This window comes from Pseudomonas sp. E102 (assembly GCF_052660185.1).
The window spans coordinates 4,291,597-4,314,740 of sequence record NZ_CP084025.1 but is presented as its reverse complement, the minus strand read 5'-3'; the positions used below and the strand labels follow the sequence as shown (position 1 = coordinate 4,314,740).

Genomic DNA, 23,144 nt, shown 5'->3' with positions numbered 1-23,144 from the left:
ACTTATGTGTCTAGCGTCCTCAAGTCCATAAGTGTCATTCACTCCTTGTCTGACCGTTTTTGAGCGGCAGGCTACAACCCGTAAGGAGCATTCATGCGTCATTACGAAATCATCTTTTTGGTCCACCCGGATCAAAGCGAGCAAGTCGGCGGCATGGTTGAGCGTTACACCAAGCTGATCGAAGAAGACGGCGGCAAAATCCACCGTCTGGAAGATTGGGGCCGTCGTCAACTGGCCTACGCAATCAACAATGTTCACAAGGCTCACTACGTGATGCTGAACGTTGAGTGCACCGGCAAGGCCCTGGCCGAGCTGGAAGACAACTTCCGCTACAACGATGCAGTGATCCGTAACCTGGTCATCCGTCGCGAAGAAGCCATCACTGGCCAATCCGAGATGCTCAAGGCTGAAGAAAACCGCAGTGAGCGCCGTGAGCGTCGCGACCGTCCTGAGCATTCTGACAGCGCCGAAGGCGATGACAGCGATAGCGACAGCGACAACAGCGATAACGCTGACGAGTAATCCACGGACCTTTTAAGGAGCCAATCACATGGCACGTTTCTTCCGTCGTCGTAAATTCTGCCGCTTCACCGCTGAAGACGTGAAAGAGATCGATTACAAAGATCTCAACACTCTGAAAGCCTACGTATCCGAGACCGGCAAAATCGTTCCAAGCCGTATCACCGGTACCAAAGCTCGTTATCAGCGTCAGCTGGCCACCGCTATCAAGCGCGCCCGCTTCCTGGCCCTGCTGGCCTACACCGACAGCCACGGCCGCTGAGACCGGGCAGTCGACAAGTAGTAAGGGATTGAATGCATGCGCGCCTTAGCTGACTTCATCATGCGGGGACGTATGCAGGCCACTCTTGTAGTGGCTGGATGTGCGGCATTGCCGTTGTTGTACTGGTTGGGTGCTGCCGCCGGGAGTCTTGTACTCCTGCGGCGCGGATTGAGGGACGCCTTGGGCGTTCTTGCTCTGGGACTTCTGCCGGCCTTGCTCTGGTGGATGTATTCCGCGGACCCGCGTGCAGTCATGGTGCTGCTGGGGTCTTCGGCGCTGGCGTTGGTGTTGCGCGCCAGCGAATCCTGGAACCGCGTGCTGCTGGTCAGCATAGCGATAGGTGTGGTGTTTTCAGTGGTGCTCGGGGTGGCTTTTGCGCCCCAGATCGAGATGCTGTCGCAGGCTTTGATAAAAATCCTGCCCGAGGCACTCGGTGATCTCTACCAACGGATGTCGGTAGAAGAGCAGGCGCGTTTCGCGTCCCTGATCGCCCCCGTCCTGACCGGACTGATTGCGGCCTTGTTGCAGATCGTCAGTGTGCTGAGCCTGGTTATCGGGCGCTACTGGCAGGCGTTGTTGTACAACCCGGGTGGTTTTGGTCGCGAGTTTCGCGCCATCCGTTTCCCGCTTGGGCTGGCGATGTTGCTGTTGGCGGGCATGCTTCTGGGGCCGAACTTCGGTCCGCAGATGGCAATGCTCACGCCGTTGTGCAGTGTACCGCTGGTCTTTGCCGCCCTGTCCCTGATTCACGGGCTGGTGGCGCAAAAGCGACTGGCCAGATTCTGGCTGGTGGGGTTGTACGTCACGTTGCTGCTGTTCATGCAGCTGATCTATCCGTTGCTGGTGGTCCTGGCCATCGTCGACAGCCTGATTGATTTTCGCGGTCGTATGGCGCCGAAAGACGCCGACAACGCGAACGGTGAAGGTTAAAAGTTAGAGGATTTTCACATGCAACTGATCCTTCTGGAAAAAATCGCCAACCTGGGCAACCTGGGCGACAAAGTAAACGTTAAGGCCGGCTACGGTCGTAACTACCTGCTGCCTTTCGGCAAGGCCACCGCTGCGACCGCTGCCAACCTGGCTGCGTTCGAAGAGCGTCGCGCCGAGCTGGAAAAAGCCGCCGCAGACCGTAAGGCATCGGCTGAAAGCCGTGCTGCCCAACTGGCCGAGCTGGAAGTGACCATCACTGCCACCGCTGGCGACGAAGGCAAGCTGTTCGGTTCGATCGGTACTCACGACATCGCTGACGCACTGACCGCCTCCGGCGTTGAAGTTGCGAAAAGCGAAGTTCGTCTGCCGAACGGCACCATCCGCAACGTAGGCGAATTCGACGTAGCCGTGCACCTGCACGCCGAAGTTGAAGCCACCGTACGCGTTGTCGTGGTAGCAGCCTAAGCAACACCTGTCGGCTGGCACCCTCGGGTGCTTGCCGGTAACATCGGGCACGATCCTGTCTACAGGTCGTGCCCTTTGTCTTTCTGCAATTGCTGAATTTCATAACCAGACGTGGCCATGAACGAAATCACCGCCCCCGAGCAATATGATCTGCAAACCGCTGCCCTGAAGGTGCCTCCACATTCCATCGAGGCCGAACAGGCCGTGCTCGGTGGCCTGATGCTGGACAACAACGCCTGGGAGCGTGTGCTCGATCAAGTTTCCGACGGCGATTTCTACCGGCATGACCACCGCCTGATTTTCCGCGCGATCGCCAGGCTGGCCGACCAGAACATGCCGATCGACGTCGTGACCCTGGCCGAGCAATTGGACAAGGAAGGGCAGACGTCCCAAGTCGGCGGCCTCGGTTACCTGGGCGAACTGGCGAAAAACACACCGTCGGTCGCCAATATCAAGGCGTACGCACAGATCGTGCGCGAGCGGGCAACCTTGCGTCAGCTGATCGGCATCAGCACCGAGATCGCTGACAGCGCGTTCAACCCGGAAGGACGCACCGCCGCCGAGATCCTCGACGAAGCCGAGCGGCAGATCTTCCAGATCGCCGAGGCACGACCGAAAACCGGCGGCCCGGTGAGCGTCAACGACCTGTTGACCAAGGCCATCGACCGCATCGACACCTTGTTCAACACCGACAACGCCATTACCGGTTTGTCCACTGGCTACACCGACCTCGACGAGAAGACCAGCGGCCTGCAGCCGTCCGACCTGATCATCGTCGCCGGCCGTCCGTCCATGGGTAAGACGACCTTTGCGATGAACCTGGTGGAAAACGCCGTGCTGCGCAGCGACAAAGCGGTGCTGGTGTACTCCCTCGAGATGCCAGGCGAATCGCTGATCATGCGTATGCTCTCGTCCCTGGGGCGTATCGACCAGACCAAGGTCCGTTCCGGCCAACTGGAAGACGACGATTGGCCGCGCCTGACCTCGGCGGTCAACCTGCTCAACGACCGCAAGCTGTTCATCGACGACACGGCGGGGATCAGCCCATCGGAAATGCGCGCCCGGACCCGCCGCCTGGTGCGTGAGCACGGCGACATCGCGCTGATCATGATCGACTACCTGCAATTGATGCAGATCCCCGGGTCCAGCGGTGACAACCGGACCAACGAGATTTCCGAGATCTCCCGTTCCCTCAAGGCCCTGGCCAAGGAATTCAACTGCCCGGTGGTGGCCCTGTCCCAGTTGAACCGCTCGCTGGAACAGCGTCCGAACAAACGCCCGGTGAACTCCGACTTGCGGGAATCCGGAGCGATCGAGCAGGACGCCGACGTGATCATGTTCGTCTACCGTGACGAGGTGTATCACCCCGAGACCGAGCACAAGGGTATCGCCGAAATCATCATCGGCAAGCAGCGGAACGGCCCGATCGGCTTTGTTCGCCTGGCCTTCATCGGCAAATACACACGCTTCGAGAACCTGGCGCCGGGTAGCTACAATTTTGATGATGACGAGTAAGTTCTTCGTCGCCTGATCCGCCCCTATCGCGAGCGGGCTCGCTCCCACCCTGGAATGCATTCCTCTGTGGGAGCGAGCCTGCTCGCGATAGGAGCGCCACCAATTTCCGACCATAGCCGTCGGAATTGGTTATTTTTTGTGCTATATTCCGCGCCCGCGATTTTTCATCCTTTATACCGGTCATCGACATGCAAGCAGCCAAGCCGTTATTTGACTATCCCAAGTACTGGGCCGAATGTTTCGGCCCGGCGCCGTTCCTGCCCATGAGCAGGGAGGAGATGGATCAGCTCGGCTGGGATTCGTGCGACATCATCATCGTGACCGGTGATGCCTACGTCGATCACCCGTCGTTTGGCATGGCGATCATTGGTCGTTTGCTGGAAGCCCAGGGCTTTCGTGTCGGTATCATTGCGCAGCCGAACTGGCAGTCCAAAGACGATTTCATGAAGCTCGGCGAGCCCAACCTGTTTTTCGGTGTCGCGGCCGGCAACATGGACTCGATGATCAACCGCTACACCGCCGACAAGAAAATCCGTTCCGATGACGCCTACACCCCAGGTGGCCTGGCGGGCAAGCGGCCGGACCGTGCGAGTCTGGTCTATAGCCAGCGCTGCAAGGAAGCCTATAAGCACGTACCCATTGTGCTGGGCGGTATCGAAGCGTCCCTGCGCCGCATTGCTCACTACGATTATTGGCAGGACCGGGTGCGCAACTCGATCCTGATCGACGCCTGCGCCGACATCCTGCTCTACGGCAACGCCGAGCGAGCGATCGTCGAAGTCGCCCAGCGCCTGTCCTACGGCCACAAGATCGAAGACATCACCGATGTGCGCGGCACCGCCTTCATCCGCCGTGACACGCCGCAAGGCTGGTATGAAGTCGATTCCACGCGCATTGACCGTCCGGGCAAGATCGACAAGATCATCAACCCGTACGTGAATACCCAGGACACCGCTGCTTGCGCCATCGAGCAAGAGAAGGGGCCGGTTGAGGACCCGAGCGAAGCCAAGGTCGTGCAGATCCTGGCGAGCCCGAAGATGACCCGCGACAAGACCGTGATCCGCCTGCCGTCGGTGGAAAAGGTCCGTGGCGACGCGGTGCTCTACGCCCACGCCAACCGTGTGTTGCACCTGGAAACCAACCCGGGGAACGCCCGTGCGCTGGTGCAGAAGCACGGCGAAGTCGACGTCTGGTTCAACCCGCCGCCCATTCCGATGACCACCGAAGAAATGGATTACGTGTTTGGCATGCCTTACGCACGTGTTCCTCATCCAGCGTACGGCAAGGAGAAAATCCCGGCCTACGAGATGATCCGTTTCTCGGTGAACATCATGCGCGGCTGCTTTGGTGGCTGCACCTTCTGCTCGATCACCGAGCACGAAGGGCGGATTATCCAGAACCGTTCCGAAGAGTCGATCATTCGCGAGATCGAAGAGATCCGCGACAAGGTTCCAGGCTTCACCGGTGTCATCTCCGACCTCGGCGGCCCGACCGCGAACATGTACCGCATCGCCTGCAAGAGCCCGGAAATCGAATCCGCGTGCCGCAAGCCGTCCTGCGTGTTCCCCGGCATCTGCCCGAACCTGAACACCGACCATTCTTCGCTGATCCAGCTGTACCGCAGCGCCCGGGCCTTGCCTGGGGTGAAGAAGATCCTGATTGCCTCCGGCCTGCGTTACGACCTGGCGGTCGAGTCGCCGGAATACGTCAAGGAGCTGGTGACGCACCACGTCGGCGGTTACCTGAAGATCGCCCCGGAGCATACCGAGGAAGGCCCGCTCAACCAGATGATGAAGCCGGGCATCGGCAGCTATGACAAGTTCAAGCGGATGTTCGAGAAGTACACCAAGGAAGCGGGGAAAGAGCAGTACCTGATTCCGTACTTCATTGCCGCCCACCCAGGCACCACCGACGAAGACATGATGAACCTGGCGCTGTGGCTCAAGGGCAACGGCTTCCGCGCCGACCAGGTGCAGGCGTTCTATCCGTCGCCGATGGCCACGGCCACCGCCATGTATCACTCGGGCAAGAACCCGTTGCGCAAGGTGACCTACAAGAGCGACGCGGTGACCATCGTCAAGAGCGAGGACCAGCGCCGTCTGCACAAGGCCTTCCTGCGCTATCACGACCCGAAAGGCTGGCCGATGCTGCGCGAGGCGCTGACCCGCATGGGTCGCGCCGACCTGATCGGGCCGGGCAAGCATCAGTTGATCCCGCTGCATCAGCCTTCGACCGACAGCTACCAGAGCGCTCGTCGCAAGAACTCGACGCCGGCTGGCAGCCACAAAGTGGGCAAGGAAACCACGAAGATCCTGACCCAGCACACCGGCCTGCCTCCGCGCGCCAGTGATGGCGGCAATGCCTGGGACAAGCGCGAGCAGGCCAAGGCCGCCGCGTTCGCCCGCAACCAGAAGGCCGCCAAGGAGCGCAAGGACGCGGCCAAGGGCAAGGGGCCCAAGCCGGCGCGCAAGCCTGTCGTGCCGCGCTGATCATCCGCCACCTAAAACGCCAGCTTAAATGCTGGCGTTTTGCTTTCTAGCGGGCGTGCTGGCTGTTTGTTATCGTGGCGACCGCCAACGGCGTGACGGCGGATGCATAGCTTTTTGTGGCGAAGGAGCTTGCTCCCGCTGGGCTGCGAAGCGGCCCCAACAATCCCATGCAATGTTCCCAGGCAGACCGTGCCGGCCGGTTTACGACGGCTTCGCCGCCGAGCGGGAGCAAGCTCCCTCGCCACAGGGGTTCTGTGTGGAAAGAATTAAATCCATCAATTTTCAAGGACGATTCATATGAGCAGCGCTACAACGGGCATCGGCATGGACCTGAACTTCTCCCAGTTCATGGCCCGCAAACGCATTGAAAGCCAAGTCAACCTGCCACGTCTGTTCGCCGCCATCGATGCCGACCCCAACATTGCCGGGGCGGGCGTGGTGTACATCGATTCCGAGTACAACGTAGTGACGCTGCGCGAATTCAAGCCGATTTGCAGCATCGCGCCCAAGCGAATCATCTTGCGCGAGGCCAAGAAGTACATCGCCCCGCAGCAATTCATCGATCAGGTAAAAAGCAGCCCGCGTGAGTCAAAGCTCGGGACTGAGTCGATGAATGCCGGTTTTTCCTGTGTCGCCGCTGTCATCGGTTGGGTGGTGGTGTTCAGTGGGAGCGTCGCTGTGCCGTTTACGGCGGGGGCCAGTGCCTTTGTCGTTGCGCTGGGCGCCGCTGCCGCGACGGCCAGTACCGCGCAATGCGTCATAGGCGGGATGCGGGTGGCGAATGAGTTGACCAATCCTACTGGCAACGATGAGATGAACGACGCCGATTGGTACAACATCGTAAGCCCCATTCTTGACGGTGTTTCCCTTGTCGGCGTCGGTGGCTCGGCTCTCACGACTGTTCGGCTGCTAAAGGCCAGCAAAGCAGCGGGCACCGGGAAGAGCTGGTATCAGTTGCTCAAAGGCCTGAGTCGTCAGGAGCGCAGCAAACTGACAAAGGAATTGTTGACCCTGAAAGATCCGAGTCTTACCGCCAAGCTGCTTAAACTGCAGCAACGAGCGGGCGCCTTGCCCAAGCGTTATTCCTCCGCTGAAATCAGGCATGCCACGCTGACTCAGATAAAGGATTCTCTCGGCGGCGCTTTGGGGATCATCGGCAGTTATACCGGTGATGGCGCCGTGAAGACTGTTGCCGTCGGGCTGTATGAGGAGTTCACGGAATGATCGGCGGCGGATCACTGAGGCAGTTCCTCGCCCGTTATTTTCCGGTGTTCATGGGGGCGATCTTTCTGGGCTGCTTTTCCGGGTCTACGCTGCTCGTTTTGTGCGCAGGTACTTATTGGCGTGCCTTGGAGCCTTCCGTCAGGAGCAACTACGTTGGTCTCGGCACTTTGGCTCTAGTAAGTGTCCTGGTCTTGGGCAATCTCATGATCGCACGCGGGCGCGCCTGGGCGATCTGGTGCGTGGCGGGTTATTTCCTCGCTTGCCTGGCGGCGGTGCTGCCGACGTTCGCTTATGGACCGCACCAAGGTGTTTACGTGTTTGCAGTGCTGTTGCCGCTACTGGGGCTATTGCTGCTCAATAGCAAACGCCACCGGGAAATGCGCAGCGAACTCATCGAAATCCGTCACCAACGCGAACGCATCATCCAGTCCGCCAAGGCCTCGCGCCCGCGCCGCTGAGTCGATTCGCTACCCTCTGCGCCGCATTTATGTGCGGCCTTCGCAGATCAATACAGGCATCGCGCGGTTTTAGTGCTCTACTGCCCTGAGTAGAGGTTGAAAGTGTCCGGCCTGCCTGCATGGCATAAGTCTTGCGCCGCTTTCGATAACGCCCAGGCTCCGCAGGAGGCACGCCGTGTCGATCCATGTCGCTTTGCACCATGTCACACACTATCGCTACGAGCGCGCTGTCGAACTCGGTCCACAGATCGTTCGCCTGCGTCCGGCGGCCCATAGCCGCACGCGCATTCTTTCGTACGCGCTGAAGGTTTCCCCCGATCAGCATTTCATCAATTGGCAGCAGGATCCCCAGGGCAATTACCTCGCGCGGCTGGTGTTCCCGGAAAAGACAGATGAGCTGCGGGTGGAGGTCGATCTGGTCGCCGAGATGGCGGTGTTCAATCCGTTCGATTTTTTCCTCGAGCCTTACGCCGAGAAAATCCCGTTCACCTATGCGGCTGACGAAAAACACGAGCTGATGCCCTACCTGGAAAAGCTTCCGCTGACGCCGAAATTCAAGGCGTATCTGGACAGCGTCGACCGCACGCCGTTGCCAGCGGTGGACTTTCTGGTGGCGCTCAACCAGCGCTTGAGCGAAGACATCAACTACCTGATCCGCATGGAGCCGGGCGTGCAGACGCCGGAGCATACGTTGGAGCACGCGTCCGGCTCCTGTCGCGACTCGGCCTGGCTGCTGGTGCAGCTGTTGCGTCACTTGGGCCTGGCGGCGCGTTTTGTCTCCGGTTACTTGATCCAGCTGACCGCCGATGTGAAAAGCCTCGACGGCCCGTCCGGTACGGAAGTGGATTTCACCGACCTGCATGCCTGGTGCGAAGTGTACCTGCCCGGCGCCGGATGGATCGGCCTCGATGCCACGTCCGGGTTGTTCGCCGGCGAAGGGCATATCCCATTGGCGTGTAGTCCTGATCCGTCCTCGGCGGCGCCCATCAGTGGCCTGGTGGAACCGTGCGAGTGTGAGTTCAGCCACGAGATGTCCGTCGAGCGAATCTGGGAAGCGCCACGGGTCACCAAACCCTACACCGAAGAACAATGGCTGGCGATCCAGGCGTTGGGTCGGCAGATCAATGCGGACCTGCAGGAAGGTGACGTGCGCCTGACCATGGGCGGTGAGCCGACCTTCGTTTCCATCGATGACCCGGACGGCGCCGAGTGGAACACCGCGGCGCTTGGACCGGACAAGCGCCGCCTCAGCGCCGAATTGTTCCAGCGCATGCGCGAACATTACGCGCCGCAGGGGCTGGTGCATTTCGGCCAGGGCAAGTGGTACCCCAGCGAGCAATTGCCGCGTTGGTCGCTCAACTGCTATTGGCGGCGTGACGGGGTGCCGATCTGGCACGACAGCGCGTTGATTGCCGACGAGAAAAAAGACTACGGCGCCGATGGCGAATTGGCTGGGCGTTTTCTGGCGAGTGTCGCTGAACGCTTGAAAATTCCCACGCAATTCGTGTTTCCCGCCTACGAGGATAATTTCCATTATCTCTGGCGCGAAGGCTCGTTGCCTTCGAACGTGACGGCTGAGGATTCCCGTCTGGAAGACCCGTTGGAGCGGGCGCGATTGCGCAAGGTCTTCAGCCAGGGGCTGGGCAAGGTGATCGGTCAGGTCCTGCCGCTGGCACGCACCGCCAAGGGCGACCAATGGCAAAGCGGGCGCTGGTACCTGCGCGACGATCATTGCCGGCTGGTGCCGGGGGATTCGCCACTGGGCTACCGCCTGCCGCTGGCGTCTCAGCCGTGGGTGACGGCGGCCGAATATCCGTTCATCCACCCCACCGACCCGAACCAGGATTTGCCCGAGCTACCCGACACCGAGCAGTTGAAGCATCACGGCGAGCCGGCGCTGGAACAGGAGCGCGTGCCAAAGGTCGACGAATCGGCCGATTGGCTGACCCGCACCGCCTTCTGCGCAGAGGCCAGGGAAGGGCGGCTGTACCTGTTCATGCCACCGCTGGAGCGGGTCGAGGATTACCTGGAGTTGGTCAGCGCCATCGAAGCGACGGCGCAGGAACTGGGTTGCCCTGTTTTGTTGGAGGGCTACGAGCCACCGAGCGATCCGCGCCTGAGCAATTTTCGTATCACGCCAGACCCAGGTGTCATCGAGGTCAACGTGCAGCCTTCGGCAACTTGGGAAGAATTGGTCGAGCGCACCGAGTTTCTTTACGAGCAAGCGCGACTGAACCGGCTGACCACCGAGAAATTCCTGATCGATGGCCGGCACACCGGTACCGGTGGCGGTAACCATTTCGTACTGGGCGGCGCGACACCGGCAGATTCACCGTTCCTGCGGCGCCCGGACTTGCTGCGTAGCCTGATCAGCTACTGGCACAACCACCCGTCATTGTCCTACCTGTTTTCCGGATTGTTCATCGGCCCGACATCCCAGGCACCGCGCGTGGACGAGGCGCGCAACGATGCGTTGTATGAGTTGGAAATAGCCTTTGCGCAAATGCCACAGCCTGGCGACGAATGCCCGCCGTGGTTGGTGGATCGGCTGCTGCGCAACCTGCTGATCGACGTCACCGGCAACACCCATCGCGCCGAGTTTTGCATCGACAAGCTCTATTCGCCGGACGGCGCCACCGGACGGCTCGGCTTGCTGGAGCTGCGCGCTTTCGAAATGCCGCCCCACGCGCGCATGAGCCTGACCCAGCAATTGCTGTTGCGGGCGCTGGTGGCGCGGTTCTGGCGCGAGCCCTATGCACCGGCCAAACTGGCGCGCTGGGGCACCGAGCTGCATGATCGTTTCCTGTTGCCGCACTTCATCGAGCAGGATTTTGCCGAGGTCATCGAAGAGTTGAATGGCGCCGGCTACCCGCTGCGTGCCGAGTGGTTCGCCGCGCACCTGGAGTTTCGCTTTCCCAAAGTGGGCGACTACGCAGTCAACGGTGTCGAGCTGCAGTTGCGCCAGGCGCTGGAGCCTTGGCATGTGCTGGGGGAAGAGGGCTCGGCGGGCGGCACGGTGCGTTATGTGGACTCGTCCCTGGAGCGGTTGCAGATCAAGCTTACGGGGCTGGCGCCACAACGTTACCTGCTGACCTGCAATGGCGTGCCGGTGCCGTTGCAGCCCACCGGCCGGGTGGGGGAGTTTGTCGCCGGGGTACGTTTCCGTGCGTGGCAACCGTTCAATTGCTTGCAGCCGACCATCCCGGTCCATGCGCCGTTGGTCTTCGATGTGCTCGACACCTGGATGCAGCGCTCCCTGGGCGGCTGCCAATACCACGTGGCGCATCCGGGCGGGCGCAACTATGACAGCCTGCCTGTCAACGCCAACGAAGCGGAGAGCCGGCGGATGGCGCGATTCTTCCGTATCGGACATACGCCCGGAAAATTGCCGATACCCAGCCTTGCGGTGGATGACGAGTTTCCCTTCACGCTCGATCTGCGACGCTTTCACCGGACCTCAAAAAGCTAGCTGGACCTTGTGGCGGGGGATAAATCCCCTCGCCACGATTGCACTCTGAAAACCCAGGTCGGATCCAACACAAACACACCTATCCGGGCGTCATGCGCTTGCGCTAGTCTCACCTATCATCGCTGTCCTGCCGAGCTTTCCATGCCTGACCTGCTTGACCGTTACCCGCTGACGACGGGGACCTATCACGAACTGCTGGACGGCAGCGGCGCGGTGCGTGCGCACTGGCAACGGCTGTTCGACCAGTTGCAGCGCAGCACGCCGGGCCAATTGGTCCAGCGCCAGGCACTGCTGGCACGGCAGATCCAGGAAAACGGTGTCACCTATAACGTCTATGCCGACCCTAAGGGCGCCGACCGGCCGTGGGAGCTGGACCTTCTGCCCCACGTCATCGACGCCCAGGAATGGAAGCTGTTGTCGGCCGGCATTGCCCAGCGCGCGCGTTTGCTCAATGCGGTACTGGCCGACCTGTACGGACCGCAGCGGCTGATCAGTGAAGGGCTGCTGCCAGCGGAGCTGGTCTTCGGACACAACAATTTCCTCTGGCCTTGCCAGGGCATCGCTCCGCCGGACGGTGATTTCCTGCACTTGTATGCCGTGGATCTGGCGCGTGCGCCCGACGGCCGCTGGTGGGTCACCGCCGATCGGACCCAGGCGCCCTCAGGGGCGGGTTATGCGCTGGAAAACCGCATGATCGTCTCTCGTGCCTTTCCCGATCTCTATCGCGACCTGAAGGTGCGGCATCTGTCCGGTTTCTTCCGCACCTTGCAGGAAACCCTGGCGCGACAGGCCCCCAGCGATGGCGAGCCGCCGCTGGTGGTATTGCTCACGCCGGGACGATTCAACGAAAGCTATTTCGAACATCTCTACCTGGCGCGCCAACTCGGCTATCCCCTTGTGGAGGGCGGTGACCTGACCGTTCGGGACGCCACGGTGTACCTCAAGACCCTCAGCGGCCTGCGCCGGGTTCACGCGATCATGCGTCGGCTCGACGACGATTTCTGCGACCCCCTGGAGTTACGCACCGATTCGGCCCTTGGCGTACCCGGATTGCTGGACGCGGTGCGCCAGGGCCGGGTATTGGTGGCCAATGCCCTGGGCAGTGGCGTGCTGGAATCGCCAGGTCTGCTGGGCTTCCTGCCGCGGATCAACCAGTATCTGTTCGGCGAAGAACTGCTGCTGCCCTCCATCGCTACGTGGTGGTGCGGCGAGCCGCCGGTGCTGGCCCAGGCGCTGGAGAAATTGCCCCAGTTGTTGATCAAGCCGGCGTTTCCTTCCCAGAGTTTCGCACCGGTGTTCGGCCGCGATCTGAACGAGGAGCAGCGCGGCCAGCTGGCGGCGCGCATGCAGGCGCGGCCCTATGCGTATGTCGCGCAAGAGTTGGCGCAACTGTCCCAGGCTCCGGTGTGGCAGGCCGAACACGGCCAGCTCCAGCCCCGGGCGATCGGCATGCGCGTGTATGCCGTAGCGGGAAAAGACGATTATCGGGTCTTGTCCGGCGGCCTGGCCCGAGTGGCCGCCGAGGCCGATGCCGAAGTGGTATCGATGCAGCGCGGCGGTGCCAGCAAGGACACCTGGGTGCTTGGAGAGCAGGCACCCGGCGGCGAGCAATGGAAGGCCCAGCGTACCGTGGGTGTTCACGATCTGGTGCGGCGTGATCCGTACCTGCCCTCCCGGGTGGTGGAAAACCTGTTCTGGTTCGGTCGCTACTGCGAGCGTTGCGATGACAGTGCGCGTCTTTTGCGGATCATGTTGGCGCGGTACGTCGATGGCGATGACCCCCAGGCCTTGCAATCGGCGGTGTCTCTGGGCGAAAGCCTGATGTTGTTGCCTGAGGAGGGGGCATTGCCCGAGCGCTTGCTGGCTGCGGTCCTGGGGGATGACTGGTCGTTCAGCCTGCGCTCCAACCTGCAGCGCTTGCAGTGGGCGGCCTCGCAGGTGCGCGGCAAGCTGTCACGGGAGAACTGGCAGGCACTGGTGGAGTTGCAGCGGGAAGCCATGGAGCTGGAAACCAGCGAGCCGGATTTCGGCGAGCTGTTGGATTTCCTCAACCGCCTGGTGATGTCCCTGGCCGCATTGTCGGGGTTCGCCCTGGACGACATGACGCGCGACGAGGGTTGGCGTTTTCTCATGATCGGCCGACGCCTGGAGCGCTTGCAATTTCTCAGCAGCAGCCTGGCGGCGTTCCTGCGGGGCGAGGCGGTATTCGATCAGGCCGGGCTGGAATGGTTGTTGGAATTGGGCAACAGCAGTATCACGTACCGCTCGCGCTACCTGGCGGTGGCGCAGTTGATTCCGGTGCTCGACCTGTTGTTGCTGGACGAACAGAACCCCCATGCGGTGCTCTTCCAATTGAAACTGGTGGCACGCACCCTCAAGCGCTTGAACGATGATTTTGCCGCGCCGAGGGAAACCGCCCTGCCGGAGTTGGTGGCGCGCCTTTCGCGGTTCGACTTGCGGTGCCTGGAGAATCCGCTGTTCGGTGAGGCCAGCTTGCGCGCGGCGGTCGATGGCCTGGCCGATCTGTTACAGGAAGTCGCCGACGTCAGCGCCCAGGTCTCCGATCGCCTGGCCTTGCGACACTTCGCCCACGTTGACGATGTCAGCCAACGCACGGTATCCGTCTGATGAGTGCCCGTTACCAGATCCTCCACGACACCCATTATCACTACGACAGCCCGGTGTCCCTCGCGCAGCAACTGGCTCATCTATGGCCGAGACACTGCGAATGGCAGCGTTGTACCGAGCAACAGCTGTCCATCAGCCCGGAGCCGACGACCCGCCGTGACGAACACGATGTATTCGGCAACCCGCTGACCCGCCTGGCTTTCGAGCGGCCTCACGATGAGCTGCTGGTCAACGCCCGGCTGAGCGTCGAGGTGCTCGCGCGGCCCGCGCTGGATTTCAACCTGTCGCCGGCCTGGGAGTCGACCGGTAACGCCTTGACCTACAGCGGCCGGCCCCTGACGGCACAATGGATGGACGCGTGCCGCTACCGTTTCGAATCACCCTACGTGCATCTCAAGCGCAGCTTCGTGGAGTTTTCCGAGAGCTGTTTCCCGGCCGGCCGACCGTTGATGGTCGGTGTGCGGGCGCTGATGGAAAAAATCTTCGAGGAGTTCACCTTCGATGCCGAGGCCACCCAGGTCGCGACACCGCTGGTAGAAGTGCTGGAGCGACGCCGGGGTGTCTGTCAGGATTTCGCCCATCTGATGTTGGCCTGCGTGCGTTCCCGCGGGTTGGCGGCGCGGTATGTCAGTGGCTACCTGCTGACCCAGCCACCGCCCGGCCAGGCCCGGCTGATCGGGGCCGATGCGTCACACGCCTGGGTCTCGGTGTTCTGCCCGGTGCTGGGCTGGGTGGACTTCGACCCGACCAACAACGTGCAGCCGGCGCTGGAACACATCACCTTGGCCTGGGGGCGGGATTTTTCCGATGTGTCGCCGCTGCGCGGGGTGATCCTGGGGGGCGGTACCCATGATCCGGATGTTCGGGTGACGGTGATGCCGCTGGAGTCATAAGAAGATCCATCGTGGGAGCGAGCCTTCTCGCCAAAGCGGCGGTTCAGCCAGCATGGAAGGGCCAGGCAAACCGTCATCGCGAGCAAGCTCGCTTCCACAGGGCATCGGCGGAACGCTGAATTCAGGCGTCGGGTGCCTGGTCTTTCGGCACATCCACATCGTGTTCTGCCGCCACGTCGCCGTCGCCGTCGCTGTCCGGGTTCAGGGCCGCTTCTTCAGCCGAAGCCTTCTTGCGCTGGAGCTTTTCCTCTTTCTTCTGCTCCTTGGCCAGGTCTCTTTGACGTTTGGCGAAGGAATAATTGGGTTTAGCCATGGGCGATCCTCTGGGGTCGAAGGTGAGGTTGAGCGGCGCGTATTCTGCCCTGTATCGGGACCGAGCCGTTAGCTTGGTTTTTGTTCGGCCCACTTTGGCTGCACGGACGGTTGCCATTCGTCCAGCGCATCGAGCAGTGTGTGCGCAGATTCGCTCACCTGCAGCATGTCACGATGCGGCGCGCGGACGAAGCCTTCGCCGACGATATGATCGAGGAAGCCGGTGAGCTTGCTGTAGAAACCGTTCACTTCCAGCAGCCCCAGCGGCTTGCCGTGATAACCGAGCTGACCCCAGGTCCAGACTTCGAACAGTTCCTCCAGGGTGCCGAGCCCGCCGGGCAAGGCGATGAAGGCGTCGCTGAGCTCAGCCATGCGGGCCTTGCGCGCATGCATGCCGTCTACCACTTCAAGGCGCGTCAGGCCGCTGTGACCGATTTCCTTGTCTTTCAAACTTTGCGGGATGATGCCAATCACTTCGCCGCCAGCGGCGAGGGCTGCATCGGCAACGACACCCATAAGACCGACCGCGCCACCGCCGTAGACCAAGGTGAGTTTTCGTTCGGCCAAAGCACGGCCCAGGGCCTGGGCCGCTTCCAGATAGGCCGGGTGGCTGCCGGTGCTGGCGCCGCAAAATACACAAACAGACGCTATGGACATGCTTCACTCCGCGATTCGATGACCGGACCAGAGTAAAGCCTGCCCTTTGTTGCGCAAAGAATTAAACCTCGCGGCGAGTTTTTTCATAGGTGCCACTGGCACCGCAGGCGTAGGCGGCGAGCAAGCTGCATAACAGGCTGTTGAGGTTCATGACCAGCACTCCAGGGTTGATGGGACAGATCTTAGAGGTGCGTCATACTTCTGGCCGGTTGATTCTGTCCATCAGGCTGATAGTCTTAAGTTGTATACAATCTTTGACTCAGGTCATAGGAACTTGCCAGAAAATCAGGCAGTCTTCCCCTCTGACGGATTTCGTTAACCATGCCTTGGAGATTCATGATGTTCGCCAAACTTGTAGCAGTATCCCTGTTGACGCTGGCCAGCAGCCAACTGATGGCAGCGGAGTGCAAGACCACCATCGATTCCACCGACCAGATGACCTTCAGCACCAAGGCCATCGAAATCGATAAGAGCTGCAAGACGTTCACCGTTGAGCTGACTCACTCGGGTAACCTGCCGAAAAACGTGATGGGTCATAACTGGGTGCTGAGCAAAGAGGCCGACATGCAGCCGATCGCCACCGATGGCCTGGGCGCCGGTATCGACAAGAACTATCTCAAGGAGGGTGACGCCCGCGTTATCGCACACACCAAGGTTATCGGCGCCAAGGAAACCGACTCGGTGACTTTCGATGTCTCTAAGCTGGACGCTGCCGAGAAGTACGGTTTCTTCTGCTCGTTCCCGGGCCACATCTCGATGATGAAAGGCACGGTTACCCTGAAGTAACAAATTTCAGGCAGAAAAAAGCGCCCCCGTGCAGGGCGCTTTTTTTATACCAGGCCAAAACCCGCCCCTGTGGGAGCGAGCTTGCTCGCGATGACGGCAGTACATTCAGCAGCGATGCAAGCTGATCCACCGCTATCGCGAGCAAGCTCGCTCCCACAGGGCCTGTCCACCAAATGGTGGTCAAGGAGCGTACGGCATCACTCGCTTGTGCTCGGTCTTGCGGTAGGTGTCGCAAATAATCTTCGCCGCTTCTTCGCGAATCGGTTGGCCATGCAGGAACGCGTCGATCTCGGCGTAGGTCACGCCGTGGGCCGCTTCGTCCGGCTTGCCAGGCGACAGGTCTTCCAGGTCGGCGGTGGGGACTTTTTCCACCAGCGATTCCGGCGCGCCAAAGTCGCGGGCGATGGCCCGGACCTGGTTTTTCACCAGCCCACTCAGCGGCGCCAGGTCGCAGGCGCCGTCACCGAACTTGGTGAAGAACCCCATCACCGCTTCGGCCGCATGATCGGTGCCGATCACCATGCCCTGTTCGGCGCCGGCGATGGTGTATTGCGCCACCATGCGCATCCGCGCCTTGGTATTGCCCAACACGAAATCCCGCGAGCCCGGCGCCTTGCCCTCGAACGCGAGGACTTCCTTGGCCAATGCCTTGACCGCCGGGCCGATATTGACGGTATGGCGCTCGTCTGGCTCGATGAAATCGACACAGGCCTGGGCTTCGTGTTCGTCGAACTGGGTCTCGTACGGTAAGCGCACGGCAACGAACTTGTACGCCGCATTGCCGGTTTTTTCCCGCAACTCGCGCACGGCACGCTGGGCCAACAGGCCGGCGGTCAACGAGTCGACCCCGCCGCTGATGCCCAGTACCAGGCTCTTGAGCCCGGAGTTGACGAGGCAGTCCTGGATGAAGCTCACCCGACGAGCGATTTCGGCCTTGAGGGCGGCGTCATCGGCAAATGGCGGTTGGACCTTGAGCTGTTCAGCAATCTCACGCTGTACGGCTTGCATGAATTCACTCCTTGCTTGATGTGCCAGAAAGGGCGGCAGGTACTTGGAAAACATGTCGCATATAGGCGACGAAATTCGGGTCCTTGCAGTGGGTCTTACCGGGCTCGTCTGAAATCTTGGCCACGGGTTGCCCGTCACAACTGATCATTTTAAGCACGATGCTCATGGGCTCCACGCCTGGAATGTCACAGGTCAGGTTGGTCCCGATACCAAAGCTCACATTAATGCGACCACGCAAGGCGCGGAAAATCTCCAGGCATTTTGGCAATGTCAGGCTGTCGGAGAACACCAGGGTCTTGCTCATCGGGTCGATACCCAGCTTGTGATAGTGGGCAATGGCTTTCTCGGCCCAGATGACCGGGTCACCCGAATCATGGCGCAAGCCGTCAAACAGCTTGGCGAAGAACAGATCGAAATCCTTGAGGAAGGCGTCCATGGTGATGCAATCGGTCAGCGCGATGCCCAGCAGCCCTCGGTATTCGCGCACCCAGCAGTCGAGCGCGGCGATCTGACTGTCGATCAGCCTTGGGCCCAGTTGCTGGTGAGCCATGATCCACTCATGGGCCATGGTGCCCAAGGGTTTCATGTCCAGTTCACGGGACAGATGCACGTTGCTGGTGCCGACGAAGCGTCCCGGAAAGTCGTGCTTGAGCACGTTGACCACTTCTTCCTGGGTTCGGTAGGAGAACCGACGGCGGGTGCCGAAATCGGCCACTTGAAGTTCGGACAATTCCTCGGCACTGGCATTGGCGTTCAGCCAGTCGAACTTGCGATAAAGCTGTTCCCGCGCCTGTTCCAGAACGATTTCACGGTAGCGATAGCGGTTGCGCACTTCGCTGACAATGGCCAGCAAAGGCACTTCGAACAGGATGACGTGCAGCCATGGCCCGCGCAGGCGGATAAACAGCTCGCCGTTTTCGATGCCCGTGTGCACATAGCGCAGGTTGAAACGGAACAGGCCCAGAAAGCGCAGGAAGTCCGGTTTCAAGAAGCAGATGCGTTCGAGAAAACCCAGCTGGTCGGCGCTCAGGCTCAGCTCGGCCAAGCGTTCGATCTGGAAGCGGATCTCCGCAAGGTAGGGCCGCAGGTCTTCGCTGTTTCGGCAGCGGAACTCCCACTCCACTTCGACGTTGGGGTAGTTATGCAGCACCGCCTGCATCATCGTCAGCTTGTAGAAGTCGGTGTCGAGCAGGTTCTGCACGATGCGATCGGCAAATACACTCTCGCTCATAACGTGAATCTCCAGACAGGTGGCTGCGGCGGGCAGCGGCGTACGGCAGTTCGTAGTGAAAGGGCTAGTGGCGCATAACCGTGGTGGGTTTTGCCAGTGTTTTTTGCCTCACACGCCTTCGTGGCGAGGAGCCCTCTTATTGTTGCGCAATATCAGCACCGTCGATCTGCTCCAACATCCACTCCACGAACATCCGCACCTTGGGCACTTCCGCCGAATGTTCCGGATAAGCCAGATAATAGGCATTGGTGCTGGGCATCGCATGCTGCCAGGGAATGACCAGCTTGCCGTCGGCCAGTTCTTCTTCCACCAGGAACCTGGGCAGCAGGGCCACGCCGCAGCCGACCTGGGCTGCGCGGATGCACATATAGAAGGTTTCGAAGCGCGGCCCGTGGTAGCTGTGTTCGGTGTGATAACCCAGGTCTTCGAACCAGTCGTGCCAAGCCTGTGGGCGCGAGGCGTTTTGCAGCAGGACCAGATCGGTCAGTTGCGTCGGGTCGGTGAAAGGCTGGTCCGGCAGGCTGCCCGGCGCGCAGACTGGCACCAGTTCTTCGCCGAACAGTTTCAAGGATTCAGTTCCGGGTCGTGAGGCTTGGCCAAAATAGAACGCCAGGTCACTGCGACCTTGCTGTAGGTCATCGGCCTCTTGCTCGCTGCACAGGTCCAGATGAATGCTGGGATGGCGCAGGCGCCAGCCCTTGAGCCGTGGGACCAACCAGCGCGCGCCGAACGTTGGTGGCGTAGACACGCGCAGGACTTCGGTGTCACCACCGTAGGAACGCAGGTAATGAGTGGACATCTCAACTTGGGTGAGGATTTTTCGTACTTCTCCCAGGTACAAATCCCCTGCGGGAGTCAATTGCAGGCGTCGACGCACGCGACGGAACAGCAAGTGCTGGAGCAACTCTTCCAACTGCGCGACCTGTTTGCTGACGGCGCTCTGGGTCAGGTTCAATTCTTCGGCGGCGCGGGTGAAGCTCAGGTGACGGGTCACTGCTTCGAAGCACTGCAGCGCGGTGATCGACGGCAAATAGCGTTTATTGAGCATGATGGAGCCTTATTTTTTGTCGCTCTGCTTTTGTGCTGAAGAGTCTGCTTCAGGGGCAGCATGAATAAACGGAATGATATCTCGCTTAAAGGTCGTTTGTTGGCAAGTCTCGGGCCAGCTACAACTACAGGTCTGATCAGCCGTGTTCGTCCGGCTGCCAACCCATTGTCTTTCGCTTGAGGAATTTACCCATGGTTGCTGCATTGCTTGATCGTCTGGGTGTCGACCCGGCCTTGTACCAGAACGGCACACAGCCAGTGCATTCGCCCATCGATGGCAGTCGCATCGGCGCGGTGAACTGGGAAGGCGCCGCCGAGGTCGAGCAGCAGGTCAGCCGGGCCGAGCATGCCTTTGACCTGTGGCGCAAGGTGCCGGCCCCCCGTCGTGGCGAGCTGGTGCGCCAGTTCGGCGATCTGTTGCGTGAATACAAGGCCGACCTCGGTGAACTGGTGTCCTGGGAAGCCGGCAAAATCACCCAGGAAGGCCTGGGCGAAGTGCAAGAGATGATCGACATCTGCGATTTCGCCGTCGGCCTGTCCCGCCAGCTTTACGGCCTGACCATCGCGTCGGAGCGCCCCGGCCATCACATGCGTGAGACCTGGCACCCGCTGGGCGTGGTCGGCGTAATCAGCGCCTTCAACTTCCCTGTTGCAGTCTGGGCCTGGAACACCACGTTGGCCCTGGTCTGCGGCAACCCGGTGATCTGGAAGCCTTCGGAAAAGACTCCGCTGACCGCCCTGGCGTGCCAGGCCTTGTTCGAGCGCGTACTGAAGAACTTCAGCGACGCGCCACCGTACCTGAGCCAGGTGATCATCGGCGGTCGCGATGCCGGCGAAGCCTTGGTGGACGACCCGCGCGTGGCGTTGATCAGCGCCACCGGCAGCACCCGCATGGGGCGTGAAGTGGCGCCGAAAGTCGCGGCGCGCTTCGCCCGCAGCATTCTCGAATTGGGCGGTAACAACGCCATGATTCTGGCCCCGAGCGCCGACCTGGACATGGCGGTGCGCGCGATCCTGTTCAGCGCCGTCGGCACCGCCGGCCAGCGCTGCACCACCTTGCGCCGGCTGATCGCCCATGAGTCGGTGAAGGAAGAAATCGTCACCCGGCTCAAGGCTGCCTACTCGAAAGTGCGCATCGGTCATCCGTTGGAAGGCAATCTGGTGGGCCCGCTGATCGACAAGCAAAGCTTCGAGAACATGCAGGACGCACTGGAGCAGGCCCTGAGCGAAGGCGGGCGGGTGTTTGGCGGCAAGCGCCAGCTCGAAGACCAGTTCCCGAATGCCTATTACGTTTCGCCCGCCATCGTCGAGATGCCGGAGCAAAGCGACGTGGTGCGCCATGAAACGTTCGCACCGATCCTTTATGTGGTCGGCTACAAGGATTTCGCTGAAGCGCTGGACTTGAACAACTCTGTGCCCCAGGGCCTGTCCTCCTGCATTTTCACCACCGACGTGCGTGAAGCCGAGCAATTCATGTCGGCGGTGGGCAGCGACTGCGGCATCGCCAACGTCAACATCGGCCCGAGCGGCGCGGAAATCGGCGGCGCCTTCGGTGGCGAAAAGGAAACCGGCGGCGGTCGCGAATCCGGCTCCGATGCATGGCGCGCCTACATGCGCCGTCAGACAAACACCGTGAATTACTCGTTGGAGTTGCCGTTGGCGCAGGGGATTACGTTCGACTGAGAACCGGTCAAGTGTCCCTGTGGGAGCGAGTCTGCTCGCGATAGCGGTGTGCCAATCACTTCTGATGTGACTGATTCGCCGCCATCGCGAGCAGGCTCGCTCCCACATTGAATTGTGTGTTTGTTGGGTTTCTGTTGGAGTCTGGCAATGCCGTTACGCGAAGAATGTCTGTGGGAAAAACTGACGCCGCAAAGGCCTGAAAACACTGCGCTCACTGGCGAGATCAAGGTGGACGTCTGCGTCATCGGCGCAGGTTTTACCGGCCTGTCGGCGGCGGTGCATTTGCTGGAGCAAGGCAAGCGTGTCGCGGTGCTTGAAGCTCATCGGGCCGGGCATGGCGGATCGGGGCGTAACGTTGGGCTGGTGAATGCCGGCCTGTGGATTCCACCGGACGAGATCGAGGCTGGGTTTGGCGCGGCAGTGGGCAGCCAGCTCAACCGTATGCTGGGCGCCGCGCCGGCGTTGGTGTTCAGCCTTGTCGACAAGTACGCCATCGATTGCCAGCTGCGCCGCGAAGGCACCTTGCACATGGCCCATAACGCCCGGGGCGAGGCGGACCTGCGCAGCCGCGAAGAACAATGGAAGCGCCGTGGCGCGCCGGTTGAGCTGCTCACCGGCCAAGCCTGTGTCGATGCCACCGGCACCGACAAGATCGCCGCGGCGTTGCTCGATCGCCGGGCCGGCACGCTCAATCCGATGGCCTATGCCAGTGGACTGGCCAAAGCCGCCAAGGATCTTGGCGCCCAGATGTTCGACCATTCGCCGGTGACGCGGTTGGAGCGCCAAGGCCAGCGTTGGTCGGTTCAGACCGCCCAGGGCTCGGTGCTGGCCGAGCAAGTCGTGATCGCCTCCAACGCCTATACCGAGGGCGACTGGACCGAATTGCGGCGCAATTTTTTCCCCGGTTATTACTACCAGGTGGCCTCGGTCCCGCTGGACGACGAGGCGGCCCGACGCATCCTGCCGGGCGGGCAGGGCTCTTGGGATACCCGCCAGGTGTTGAGCAGCATTCGCCGGGACAAGGACGGTCGCCTGCTGCTGGGCAGCCTGGGCAACGGTAACCGCAAGCCAGCCTGGTTCCTCAAGGCCTGGGCTGACCGGGTGCAGCAGCACTATTTCCCTTACCTGAAGCCGGTGGAATGGGAATGCACCTGGACCGGTTGCATCGCTTTCACGCCTGATCATTTGATGCGTCTGTTCGAACCGGCACCCGGCCTAGTGGCAGTGACCGGTTACAACGGGCGGGGCGTGACCACCGGCACTGTCGTGGGCAAGGCATTTGCCGATTACCTGTGCCACGGCGATGCCAAGGCGCTGCCGATCCCCTTCGCGCCGATGCAGCCTTTGGCGGGTGTCGGCCTGCGCAGCTGCTTGTATGAAGCGGGCTTTTCGCTGTACCACGCGGGCCAGTGCTTGCGCATCGTCATCTGATTGTTGAAAAGTGTTTCTGATGGCGGCGTTTTTTAGTTGAACGTCTAGCCTGTTATGGTGCGGGTTGTAGCAGCCGCGCACCGACAGTGTGCAGTTCGGTGACGTAGGTTGTTACACAGTGGTTGCACGCCGTTTCA

At 61.0% G+C, this 23,144-nt stretch carries 19 protein-coding genes; 14 read left to right on the top strand and 5 right to left on the bottom strand.

What is annotated here, in order from left to right; all coding sequences use genetic code 11:
* Positions 1–93: 93 nt before the first annotated feature.
* From rpsF to DOCECA_RS19555, 11 genes are all read left to right on the top strand, one after another.
* Positions 94–522 carry a 30S ribosomal protein S6 gene (gene rpsF / locus DOCECA_RS19605; protein WP_420766197.1) on the top strand — a complete coding sequence of 143 codons (429 nt, stop codon included), beginning with the start codon at positions 94–96 and terminating at the stop codon, positions 520–522.
* Positions 523–550: 28 nt separating this feature from the next.
* The gene (gene rpsR, locus DOCECA_RS19600; protein ID WP_002551829.1) at positions 551–781 is read left to right on the top strand and encodes a 30S ribosomal protein S18; all 231 of its coding nucleotides are present in this window, start codon (positions 551–553) and stop codon (positions 779–781) included.
* Between the two features lie 36 nt (positions 782–817).
* On the top strand, positions 818–1,711 hold the full coding sequence (locus DOCECA_RS19595; RefSeq protein WP_420766198.1) for a hypothetical protein: 894 nt from the start codon (positions 818–820) through the stop codon (positions 1,709–1,711).
* An 18-nt stretch (positions 1,712–1,729) separates the two neighbouring features.
* A complete protein-coding gene (rplI, locus tag DOCECA_RS19590) occupies positions 1,730–2,176 on the top strand; it encodes a 50S ribosomal protein L9 (protein ID WP_003186385.1) in 447 nt (148 codons plus the stop codon).
* A 117-nt stretch (positions 2,177–2,293) separates the two neighbouring features.
* Positions 2,294–3,691: a replicative DNA helicase gene (gene dnaB, locus DOCECA_RS19585; protein ID WP_420766199.1), complete on the top strand. Its 1,398-nt coding sequence runs from the start codon at positions 2,294–2,296 to the stop codon at positions 3,689–3,691.
* Between the two features lie 188 nt (positions 3,692–3,879).
* A complete protein-coding gene (locus tag DOCECA_RS19580) occupies positions 3,880–6,180 on the top strand; it encodes a YgiQ family radical SAM protein (protein ID WP_420766200.1) in 2,301 nt (766 codons plus the stop codon).
* A 297-nt stretch (positions 6,181–6,477) separates the two neighbouring features.
* The gene (locus DOCECA_RS19575; RefSeq protein ID WP_420766201.1) at positions 6,478–7,404 is read left to right on the top strand and encodes an NAD synthetase; all 927 of its coding nucleotides are present in this window, start codon (positions 6,478–6,480) and stop codon (positions 7,402–7,404) included.
* Positions 7,401–7,862 (top strand): hypothetical protein, encoded by a 462-nt coding sequence (locus DOCECA_RS19570; RefSeq protein WP_420766202.1) that lies wholly within the window; start codon positions 7,401–7,403, stop codon positions 7,860–7,862. The genes DOCECA_RS19575 and DOCECA_RS19570 overlap by 4 nt, the downstream gene beginning before the upstream one ends.
* Positions 7,863–8,037: 175 nt before the next feature.
* A complete protein-coding gene (locus DOCECA_RS19565; protein ID WP_445570953.1) occupies positions 8,038–11,331 on the top strand; it encodes a transglutaminase family protein in 3,294 nt (1,097 codons plus the stop codon).
* A 141-nt stretch (positions 11,332–11,472) separates the two neighbouring features.
* Entirely contained in the window at positions 11,473–13,959 is a 2,487-nt protein-coding gene (locus DOCECA_RS19560) for a circularly permuted type 2 ATP-grasp protein (RefSeq protein ID WP_434608069.1), read from the top strand.
* Positions 13,959–14,852, top strand: a complete 894-nt coding sequence (locus DOCECA_RS19555) for a transglutaminase family protein (RefSeq protein WP_420766205.1) — start codon at positions 13,959–13,961, stop codon at positions 14,850–14,852. Before DOCECA_RS19560 ends, DOCECA_RS19555 begins: the two co-directional genes overlap by 1 nt.
* 121 nt (positions 14,853–14,973) lie before the next feature.
* Here DOCECA_RS19555 and DOCECA_RS19550 read toward each other — a convergent pair whose 3' ends face one another.
* Together DOCECA_RS19550 and DOCECA_RS19545 are read right to left on the bottom strand one after the other, a co-directional pair.
* Positions 14,974–15,165 (bottom strand): hypothetical protein, encoded by a 192-nt coding sequence (locus tag DOCECA_RS19550; RefSeq protein ID WP_434649113.1) that lies wholly within the window; start codon positions 15,163–15,165, stop codon positions 14,974–14,976.
* Between the two features lie 68 nt (positions 15,166–15,233).
* Positions 15,234–15,821 carry a TIGR00730 family Rossman fold protein gene (locus tag DOCECA_RS19545; protein WP_434608065.1) on the bottom strand — a complete coding sequence of 196 codons (588 nt, stop codon included), beginning with the start codon at positions 15,819–15,821 and terminating at the stop codon, positions 15,234–15,236.
* A 339-nt stretch (positions 15,822–16,160) separates the two neighbouring features.
* Here DOCECA_RS19545 and azu point away from each other — a divergent pair, with 339 nt between their 5' ends.
* Complete coding sequence (gene azu / locus DOCECA_RS19540) at positions 16,161–16,607, top strand: azurin (protein WP_434560950.1); 447 nt, start codon at positions 16,161–16,163, stop codon at positions 16,605–16,607.
* A gap of 180 nt (positions 16,608–16,787) precedes the next feature.
* Here azu and nadE read toward each other — a convergent pair whose 3' ends face one another.
* The 3 genes from nadE to DOCECA_RS19525 all read right to left on the bottom strand — a co-directional run bounded on the left by nadE (position 16,788) and on the right by DOCECA_RS19525 (position 19,894).
* Positions 16,788–17,615 carry an ammonia-dependent NAD(+) synthetase gene (gene nadE / locus DOCECA_RS19535; protein WP_420766209.1) on the bottom strand — a complete coding sequence of 276 codons (828 nt, stop codon included), beginning with the start codon at positions 17,613–17,615 and terminating at the stop codon, positions 16,788–16,790.
* 4 nt (positions 17,616–17,619) lie between these two features.
* Positions 17,620–18,846, bottom strand: a complete 1,227-nt coding sequence (pncB, locus tag DOCECA_RS19530) for a nicotinate phosphoribosyltransferase (protein ID WP_420766210.1) — start codon at positions 18,844–18,846, stop codon at positions 17,620–17,622.
* Between the two features lie 136 nt (positions 18,847–18,982).
* Positions 18,983–19,894, bottom strand: a complete 912-nt coding sequence (locus DOCECA_RS19525) for a LysR family transcriptional regulator (RefSeq protein ID WP_420766211.1) — start codon at positions 19,892–19,894, stop codon at positions 18,983–18,985.
* Positions 19,895–20,085: 191 nt separating this feature from the next.
* Here DOCECA_RS19525 and amaB point away from each other — a divergent pair, with 191 nt between their 5' ends.
* Both amaB and amaA read left to right on the top strand, forming a co-directional pair.
* A complete protein-coding gene (gene amaB, locus DOCECA_RS19520; RefSeq protein ID WP_420766212.1) occupies positions 20,086–21,576 on the top strand; it encodes an L-piperidine-6-carboxylate dehydrogenase in 1,491 nt (496 codons plus the stop codon).
* A 147-nt stretch (positions 21,577–21,723) separates the two neighbouring features.
* Positions 21,724–23,007 carry an L-pipecolate oxidase gene (gene amaA, locus DOCECA_RS19515; RefSeq protein WP_445570952.1) on the top strand — a complete coding sequence of 428 codons (1,284 nt, stop codon included), beginning with the start codon at positions 21,724–21,726 and terminating at the stop codon, positions 23,005–23,007.
* The last annotated feature ends 137 nt before the right edge of the window (positions 23,008–23,144 follow it).